The organism is Roseobacter sp. (genome assembly GCF_024639605.1).
In the GTDB taxonomy this organism is placed as follows: domain Bacteria; phylum Pseudomonadota; class Alphaproteobacteria; order Rhodobacterales; family Rhodobacteraceae; genus Roseobacter.
The window spans coordinates 1-8,343 of sequence record NZ_JAHEHZ010000148.1 but is presented as its reverse complement, the minus strand read 5'-3'; the positions used below and the strand labels follow the sequence as shown (position 1 = coordinate 8,343).

Genomic DNA, 8,343 nt, shown 5'->3' with positions numbered 1-8,343 from the left:
TAAACGAGGCGGGAGATTTCCTTCGCCGCGCGAATGAAATCGCGAAAAAGCGGATGCGGATCGAAGGGTTTTGATTTCAACTCCGGATGGAACTGCACCCCGATAAACCAGGGATGATCCGACCATTCCACGATCTCCGGCAGCTTTCCATCCGGGGACATTCCCGAAAAGCACAGGCCCGCTGCCTCAAGCTGCTCACGATACTTGATATCGACTTCATAGCGATGCCGGTGGCGCTCATCGATAGACGTTTTCCCATAAACCTCCGCGACCCGCGACCCTTCCTTCAGCACGGCGTCGTAAGAGCCCAGCCGCATGGTGCCCCCCTTGTCGTCGCCCACCTTGCGGCTGACACGCGCGTTGCCCTGCACCCACTCCTTGAGATGATACACCACGGGCTCAAAACGCTTCTTGCCGGCTTCATGATCGAATTCCTCAGACCCGGCCGCGGCGATATCTGCCACGTTGCGCGCAGCTTCAATAACGGCCATCTGCATGCCGAGGCAGATACCGAGATAGGGCACTTTGCGGGTACGGGCGAACTCGGCCGCCTTGATCTTGCCCTCAGTGCCGCGTTCTCCGAACCCGCCGGGGACAAGGATTGCGTGGAACCCTTCCAGATGGGGCGCGACATCCTCAGCCGCATCAAAGATCTCGGCATCGACCCATTCGACCTTCACCCTCACGCGGTTGGCCATGCCGCCGTGTGTCAGCGCCTCGGCAATCGATTTATAAGCGTCCTCAAGCTGCGTATACTTGCCCACAATGGCAACTTTGACCTCGCCTTCCGGGTTGTGAACCCGGTCGGAAACATCATCCCAGACGGTCATATCCGGGCGCGGGGCAGGGGAAATGTCAAAGGCATCCAGAACCGCCTGATCCAGACCCTGTGCGTGATAGGCCAGCGGCGCGTCATAAATCGTCGACAGATCATAGGCCGCCACAACTGCCTCTTTGCGCACGTTGCAAAAGAGCGCAATTTTCTCGCGTTCCTTCTCGGGGATCGGCTGTTCGGAGCGGCACACAAGAATATCAGGGGCGATGCCGATGGATTGCAGCTCTTTGACCGAGTGCTGTGTCGGCTTGGTTTTCAGCTCACCCGATGCGGCCAGATACGGCAGCAATGTCAGATGCATAAAGATGCACTGCCCGCGCGGTTTGTCATGACTGTACTGGCGGATAGCTTCGAAAAACGGCAGACCTTCGATATCGCCCACCGTACCGCCGATCTCGCAAAGCATGAAATCCACCTCGTCGTCGCCGATATCGAGGAAGGATTTAATTTCATTGGTGACGTGCGGAACAACCTGAATGGTTTTGCCGAGGTAATCACCGCGGCGTTCTTTTTCGAGCACGGTGGAATAGATCCGTCCCGACGACACCGAATCCGTCATGCGGGCGGGGACGCCGGTAAAGCGTTCGTAATGGCCCAGATCCAGATCGGTTTCCGCGCCATCGTCTGTCACAAAGACCTCGCCGTGCTCGAAAGGCGACATCGTGCCGGGATCCACGTTAAGATAGGGATCAAGCTTGCGCAGTCTCACCGAAAACCCGCGCGCCTGCAGCAGAGCACCCAGAGCCGCCGATGCAAGCCCTTTGCCCAGCGAAGAAACCACACCACCGGTGATGAAGATATAACGTGCCATGCTCTGAAAGCTCCCGTGTCGTCAGCAGAGACCGCGCAGACCCTGGATAACCAGTAAAATCCGTCCGGGCGGGCCATGAAGTTTCACAGCACCACGGGATTTAAGGGTATCAGGATTCGCATGTCAAAAGCAAGCTGCACCGCAACATGATGTTGCGCTTTACGTGCATGCCGCAAGGTCTGGTTAGTTTTATTCGAGCGTTGGCACCAGAGGCGCGTTGTCACCGGGTGCCGGGGGCAGCAGATCGTCGCCTTCGGTTCCCGCGGGAGACGCGGGCTCGTTCAGTGCCGGCGGAGTCACGCCGAGGCGGTCCACAACCGAAGATCCGGAGGCATTCTCGGCTGCGAAAATAGTCAGCGTGATAGATGTGCAGATAAATGCAATCGCAAGCAGCCAGGTCAGCTTGCCGAGGGCTGTTGCCGCGGCACGTCCCGATACAGCACCACCGCCGCCACCGCCCATGCCCAGACCACCGCCTTCGGAGCGCTGAAGCAGCACGACTGCGATCAGGCTGAGAGCGAGAATGAGGTGGACGATCAGGACGACGTTTTCCATTGAAACCTTCGGGCTGTGGTTCGGGCTTTCGGGGTATCTAGGCAAGTTTGCTCCGGCTCGCAAGGGAGGAATGCGCAAAGGGCGCATGTGCCGGTGCTGTGCTGTCTGCTCCGGTTTTCCCGGTACACACGACCAGATCGCAGGTTTGTCCCGATGCGGCACGCCCGACCGCGGCCGCGCATAGCGTTTCGCCGAATCTCAGGACTTCACAGGGAAAGACCGTCGCGCGAAGCAACGGTCTTCTGAAAGCAATGTGTTCTCGCGCAAGCTCTAAGAGGTTCATCCTGGAAATGAGGCGCTACAGATGTGCTTCCGTGCAACAATCATAGCACGAAACAAGCGGATCCGGATACGTTTGTTTTTTGTTGTCCGGCGGCATGTTACCGGGCGGGGCCGGAACCGCCCTCAGAATCGGGTCTGCCCTGCTGGACATTCCGAGCGACGCGCTGTCATGATGGGGCATGCCGCATGACCATTCCGACCACCCGCACAGCCTTCTGCCTTCTGATCCTGATTTGCGGGTCCGGACGCTCGAGACCATCCTCACACGCAAAGGTCTGGTCGATCCGGCAGCGCTGGACGAGATCATCGATACCTATGCCCACAGGATCGGACCCCGCAATGGTGCGCGGGTTGTCGTCAGGGCCTGGACTGACCCTGCGTTCCGCAAAGCGCTGATGGAAGACGCCACCACGGTGGTGGCCGGCATGGGCTATTACGGGCGTCAGGGAGAGCATATGGTTGCAGTTGAGAACACCGATGAGGTGCACAACATGGTCGTTTGCACACTCTGCAGTTGTTATCCCTGGCCATTGCTGGGCATTCCGCCGGGCTGGTACAAATCCGATGCCTACCGGGCGCGGGCCGTGCGCGAACCGCGCAAAGTTCTTGCCGGTTTCGGCGTCACTCTGCCTGCCGGAACGGCTGTGCGAGTCTGGGATTCCACGGCCGAGGTGCGTTATCTTGTGATACCGCAACGCCCGGACGGCACAGACGGGTTGTCGGAAGATGAGCTGATGGCGCTTGTGACCCGCGACAGCATGATCGGTACCGCCCTCGCGGGGCGGACCGGATGAGCCGGGCGCATGATATGGGCGGGCGTTTCGGCGACGGTGCGGTCACGCCCGAACCGGAAACGCCGGTATTTCACACAGACTGGCATGCGCGGGCGCTGGCTCTGACGCTGGCCTGCGGGGCGCTGGGAAAGTGGAACATCGATGTCTCCCGTCACGCCCGCGAAAGCCTCTCGCCGACAGACTATGCGCGGTTTTCTTACTATGAGAAATGGATGGCAGGACTTGCGGACCTGCTGGCGGATACCGGTCTGGTAAGCCGCGAAGAGCTGTCCGGCCAGGCACCGGTTCAGAGCGGAACAAACGACAGGATGCTGACCGCCGACCGTGTGGCATCCGTGCTCGCAACAGGCGGGCCGGCGGACCGGCCATCTGATATCGCACAGCAGTTTGCGCCAGGGGACGCCGTGATCACACGACGGCTCAATGGTAACCGGCTGGTCAATGGAGGCCATACCCGGCTGCCGGGCTATGCCGCCGGTGCGCGCGGACGCATCCTGCGCTTTCACGGAACGCACATCCTGCCCGACAGCTCGGCACATCATCTGGGCGACGCCGCCGAGCCGCTTTACGCAGTGGCGTTTCCGGCCGCCGAACTCTGGACGCACCCTGAGCATCCGGGCGACGAAGTGGTTCTCGATCTTTGGCAGAGCTATCTGGAGCCCGCGGCATGAGCGCGCCTGAACCCGTCTTTTCAGAGCCCTGGCATGCGCAGGTTTTTGCCCTGACCGTGCATCTCAGTGAAGCGGGGCATTTCGCCTGGCCAGACTGGGTGCGGGCTTTTAGTGCGACGCTGAAACGCCACGGTCTGACCCGCGACCTTGATGGTGGCCATGATTATTTCTGTGCCTGGCTTGAAACCCTCGAAAGCATGCTCACAGACCGTGGTCTGGCCGCCCCGGACGAGATCGCCCGCATCAGAGCAGGGTGGGAAGCGGCTTATCTGAGCACGCCACACGGCGCACCGGTGCAACTGGCGGACTAGCCTCGCGGTCGCGAGGTCAGCCCTGCTTTGTTGAGAAAGCGCCTGAAGCTGCCCCTGGCCGGCAGGCGCGGCAGACGCAGCTTCGGCTTGCCTGCGAGCCGGTCGAACTCATGCATGTCGATCACGCGTTCGGCGCAACCACAGCCCTCGCCGAGGCCAACTTTGGCATAGTAGAATTTCTGGAAATCTTCCGGACGGTCTGTTTTGCGTGTCATTTCAGGCTCCGTTGCTGCGATACTGGCATGTGAAGCTCTGCGGACCAGGGGCGCTGCGCGCGCCGGGACCGCGGCTCATCCGTCGACATCGTCCATATCGGCCTGGCCCGAAAGCGCCCGCCGCACATGGCTCCAGCTCAGACCGATGCCAAGCACCAGCGACAAAGCAACAAGACCCAGCCAGACGTTCATGCCGGGTTGAGCCAGATCGATAAAACCAATGTCGTGCAGAACCCAGATTACCGCAGCCACGATCGCCAGAACCAGCGTCATACCCAACCCGCCTATCGAGCGCAGCGTTGCGCGCAGATAGATCACATAACCAACCGTCAGAAGCAGGCCGGACAGCACCGCAACGGAGAGGTTCTGAGACCCGTAATCGCGCACCCACTGCACGTAATTATACTGCGTCGGATTAAATGTCGCCGCCAGCAGAACGAAGGCAAAAAGCCACCGTGTCAGAAATCCCATTGCATCCATATTCGTACCTGTCACCTCGGGTTGCCCGGAAATATCCTCCGGCGGCGCAAAATGTCCATGGCACACCGGCACCACCATGGTTATACCGGCGCCGGTTTAACCCGGATGAAAAGGACCCGCTATGGCCAATGTTGTCGTTGTTGGCGCCCAGTGGGGCGATGAAGGAAAAGGCAAAATCGTTGACTGGCTCAGTGAGCGTGCTGATGTGATTGCGCGGTTTCAGGGCGGGCACAATGCGGGCCATACCCTCGTGATCGACGGCAAGGTCTATAAACTCAACGCGCTGCCCTCGGGTGTGGTGCGCGGCGGGAAGCTTTCTGTGATCGGCAACGGGGTTGTGCTGGACCCGTGGCATCTGTTGAATGAGATTGAGGCGATCCGCGGGCAAGGCGTTGAAATCACGCCTGAGACCCTCATGATCGCGGAGAACACACCGCTCATCCTGCCCATTCACGGAGAGCTTGACCGCGCCCGCGAAGAGGCCGCCAGTAAGGGGACCAAGATCGGCACGACCGGGCGCGGTATCGGACCGGCCTATGAGGATAAAGTAGGCCGCCGCTCTGTGCGGGTGGCCGATCTGGGTGATCCGGCGACACTTGAGGCGCGCGTGGATCGCGCGCTGCAGCACCATGATCCGCTCCGCCGTGGCCTCGGGATCGAGACTGTTGACCGTGACGCGCTGCTGGCAAAGCTCATGGATGTGGCGCCTGGCATCCTCGAATACGCAGCACCGGTGTGGAAGGTGCTCAACGAAAAACGCAAAGCCGGTCGCCGGATATTGTTCGAAGGCGCGCAGGGCGCGCTGCTCGATATTGATTTCGGGACATACCCTTTCGTGACCTCTTCCAATGTAATCGCGGGCCAGGCTGCAACCGGCGTGGGTCTCGGGCCGGGTGCCGTTAATTATGTCCTGGGCATTGTCAAAGCTTACACGACACGGGTCGGTGAGGGGCCGTTCCCGACTGAGCTCGAAGATGCAGACGGCCAGCGTCTCGGCGAGCGTGGCCACGAGTTTGGCACCGTAACGGGACGCAAACGGCGCTGCGGCTGGTTTGATGCGGTGCTGGTGCGCCAGACCTGCGCCACCTCGGGGGTCACAGGCATCGCGCTGACGAAGCTCGATGTGCTGGACGGGTTTGAAACGCTGAAAATCTGCGTGGGCTATGAACTGGACGGCACCCGCATGGATTATCTGCCGACAGCTGCGGATCACCAGGCGCGCTGCACGCCGGTCTATGAAGAGGTGCCCGGCTGGAGCGAATCCACCGAAGGCGCGCGCAGCTGGGCGGATCTGCCGGCCAATGCGATCAAATACGTGCGACGGGTCGAGGAGTTGATCCAGTGCCCGGTCGCTCTACTCTCCACATCACCGGAACGGGAAGACACCATTCTCGTGACTGATCCTTTTGCCGACTGATCGCGGAATGTGAGGTTTAATGACCCTGAGCTATAAAGCGCGTCGCCGCCTGTCCCTGCTGATCCTGCTGGTCGGCCTGCCGCTCTACATCATTGTAGCAGTGAACCTGGTTGCCTGGCTCGAACGGCCGTCCATTCTGGTCGAACTGCTGGTCTATGTCGTGCTGGGTATTGTCTGGGCGATCCCGTTCAGTTTTGTTTTCAAGGGGATTGGCCAGGCGGATCCGGAACAGAAAGAGCCTTGATTTCGCTCTCCGCGAGGTTCTGAAACAGATGAGCCGACCGAAGGGGGCCGGCTCATCTTATCGAGTGTACCTGTGAATAACCGGCGGTACGTCAGCCTGCGGCGCGCGCATCCGGCTTAAAGCCAATGTCTTCCGAGGCCGCAAACCGTCCGCCCTTCATTTTCTCGATCTTGCCCGACCGCAACAGCTGGCCAAAGCTGCGCAGACCGTCTTCACGGGTGAATTCCGAGCCTTCTGAGGCCTGGCGTACACGGGTCATCAGCTGCGGACGCGAGAAATCCTCCTGCCCTTCAACAAATGACATATAGGCGGCCGCCGCTTCCAGCAGATCCGGCAGCGAAGTAGCACCCATTTCAGCAGCAAAGGCAGCAAAGCCTGTATCCTCTGAGCGCTCTTCATCTTCGTACACCGTGGCGGCGATCCGGCGCGGGGCAACGGGGCCACGCGCGTCATAGGTATCGACCCGCTGTTCGGCGACCAGTTTCAGAGGAGCAGTGCTTTTGTCTGTCGGGCGGTTCGTGCCGATACCATCGGTGACAGGGCGTCTTGGACGGACAACTTCGGCAAGATCACTGCGGTAGGCTTCGGCGGTTTCTTCAGCTTCGGCATCGGAGCCCATTGTTTTATCGGCAAAACGTGCGGCAACAGCGGCGCGCAGATGGGCAAAGGCACTGCGGCGCGTTGCCCCCTCGGGCTCTTCCATCTGCTGGTCGGCTTCCGCCATCAGCCGGGTCACATCATCGCCGCTGACTCCGCTGATGTCAGGCAGGTTTGCCCGGCCGGCATGGCCATGGGCTTCCTTGCCGGTTTCATCGCGGGCGATGTCACCGGCCTTGTCTTCTTCGCTGAGTTCTTCCAGCTCACCTGATTCCAGAGCATCATCAAGCTCAGCGGAACTGACTTTCATCACACGACCGGTGACAGCGTGATCTTCATCTTCCGCGGACGGCTCCTCTGCCGGACCCCGCACCTCAGGCGCGTCACCGGCGTGATCCTCATCTGCGAATTGCGGCTCTTCCACGTTGAGAATATTTTCCCGATCATCAGCGTCGTAAGCCTCCTGAGCGTCGGCAGTGTCTTCAGCACCGGCAGTTTCTTCAGCGGCAATATCCCACTGACAGGCTTCTTCTGAAGGGTGCTCCGAGGCCAGCGTCTGCTCTTCATCCTCATCGGACAGCTCTTCCTCTGCAGCGGTGTCTTCGGTGGTCAGCGCGGTGTCTTCGGCGGGCTGTTCCGGCAGATCATCGGCAGCAAGCTCATCTTCCGTGAGAATCAGATCATCGTCGCGTCCGGTGCTGATGATCTCTTCGGGCGCCGGCACGAAGCCGTCTGCATCTGTTCTGACCAACTGAGGTTCATCCTCGTAAAGAGCGTTATGACCGGTCTCGTCGTCGTCGGCAGTTTGAAAAAACTGCTGGCTGAATGTGGTCTCATCATCCTCGTTCTGCGCTTCGTCTTCTGCTCGATCCGTACCCTGAGCTTCACCGGCGTCGGTTGCCGTGTCCTCTTCTGCTGTGGCGCCGGCTTCTATGCGGCTGAGAACTGCACTCAGATCATCCTCTTCTTCGGCTTCGTCCGCAGAGCCCGCCTCAGACAGCAACTGGTCATCTGCATCCAACGCGAATTCAATGTCCCGCGTGACTGCGGACAAAGGGTCCTCTGATACCGCCACCCCGTCGTCCTGTGACGGGTTCGCGTCGCTCTGAACACCCATGGCCTCAAAGCTCG

9 protein-coding genes and 1 pseudogene are annotated in these 8,343 nt (G+C 60.2%); 5 read left to right on the top strand and 5 right to left on the bottom strand.

Features of this window, described 5'->3' with window-relative positions:
• Positions 1 to 1,646: CTP synthase (locus tag Q0M35_RS15565; protein WP_295316910.1), on the bottom strand; the 1,646-nt coding region annotated here is incomplete at its 3' end.
• Positions 1,647 to 1,835: 189 nt separating this feature from the next.
• Positions 1,836 to 2,201, bottom strand: coding sequence for a preprotein translocase subunit SecG (gene secG / locus Q0M35_RS15560; protein ID WP_295316908.1), 366 nt, complete (start codon positions 2,199 to 2,201; stop codon positions 1,836 to 1,838).
• Positions 2,202 to 2,662: 461 nt separating this feature from the next.
• Between secG and nthA the strand changes: the two genes are divergently transcribed.
• Genes nthA through Q0M35_RS15545 form a run of 3 tightly spaced genes read left to right on the top strand, consistent with a single transcriptional unit; the run spans position 2,663 to position 4,259 of the window.
• A complete protein-coding gene (nthA, locus tag Q0M35_RS15555; protein WP_295316906.1) occupies positions 2,663 to 3,277 on the top strand; it encodes a nitrile hydratase subunit alpha in 615 nt (204 codons plus the stop codon).
• Positions 3,274 to 3,948: a nitrile hydratase subunit beta gene (nthB, locus tag Q0M35_RS15550; RefSeq protein WP_295316904.1), complete on the top strand. Its 675-nt coding sequence runs from the start codon at positions 3,274 to 3,276 to the stop codon at positions 3,946 to 3,948. Before nthA ends, nthB begins: the two co-directional genes overlap by 4 nt.
• Entirely contained in the window at positions 3,945 to 4,259 is a 315-nt protein-coding gene (locus Q0M35_RS15545; protein WP_295316902.1) for a nitrile hydratase accessory protein, read from the top strand. Before nthB ends, Q0M35_RS15545 begins: the two co-directional genes overlap by 4 nt.
• On the opposite strand, the gene Q0M35_RS15540 is transcribed toward Q0M35_RS15545, so the two are convergent.
• On the bottom strand, positions 4,256 to 4,474 hold the full coding sequence (locus Q0M35_RS15540; RefSeq protein WP_295316900.1) for a hypothetical protein: 219 nt from the start codon (positions 4,472 to 4,474) through the stop codon (positions 4,256 to 4,258). The two genes, Q0M35_RS15545 and Q0M35_RS15540, sit on opposite strands and share 4 nt — an antisense overlap.
• 75 nt (positions 4,475 to 4,549) lie before the next feature.
• A complete protein-coding gene (locus Q0M35_RS15535) occupies positions 4,550 to 4,945 on the bottom strand; it encodes a DUF6524 family protein (protein ID WP_295316912.1) in 396 nt (131 codons plus the stop codon).
• A 130-nt stretch (positions 4,946 to 5,075) separates the two neighbouring features.
• Between Q0M35_RS15535 and Q0M35_RS15530 the strand changes: the two genes are divergently transcribed.
• A complete protein-coding gene (locus tag Q0M35_RS15530; protein ID WP_295316898.1) occupies positions 5,076 to 6,371 on the top strand; it encodes an adenylosuccinate synthase in 1,296 nt (431 codons plus the stop codon).
• Between the two features lie 19 nt (positions 6,372 to 6,390).
• Positions 6,391 to 6,615, top strand: coding sequence for a DUF2842 domain-containing protein (locus Q0M35_RS15525; protein WP_295316897.1), 225 nt, complete (start codon positions 6,391 to 6,393; stop codon positions 6,613 to 6,615).
• Positions 6,616 to 6,706: 91 nt separating this feature from the next.
• Here the strand turns inward: Q0M35_RS15525 and Q0M35_RS15520 are convergent.
• A pseudogene (locus Q0M35_RS15520) lies at positions 6,707 to 8,343 on the bottom strand (hypothetical protein); the annotation flags it as partial.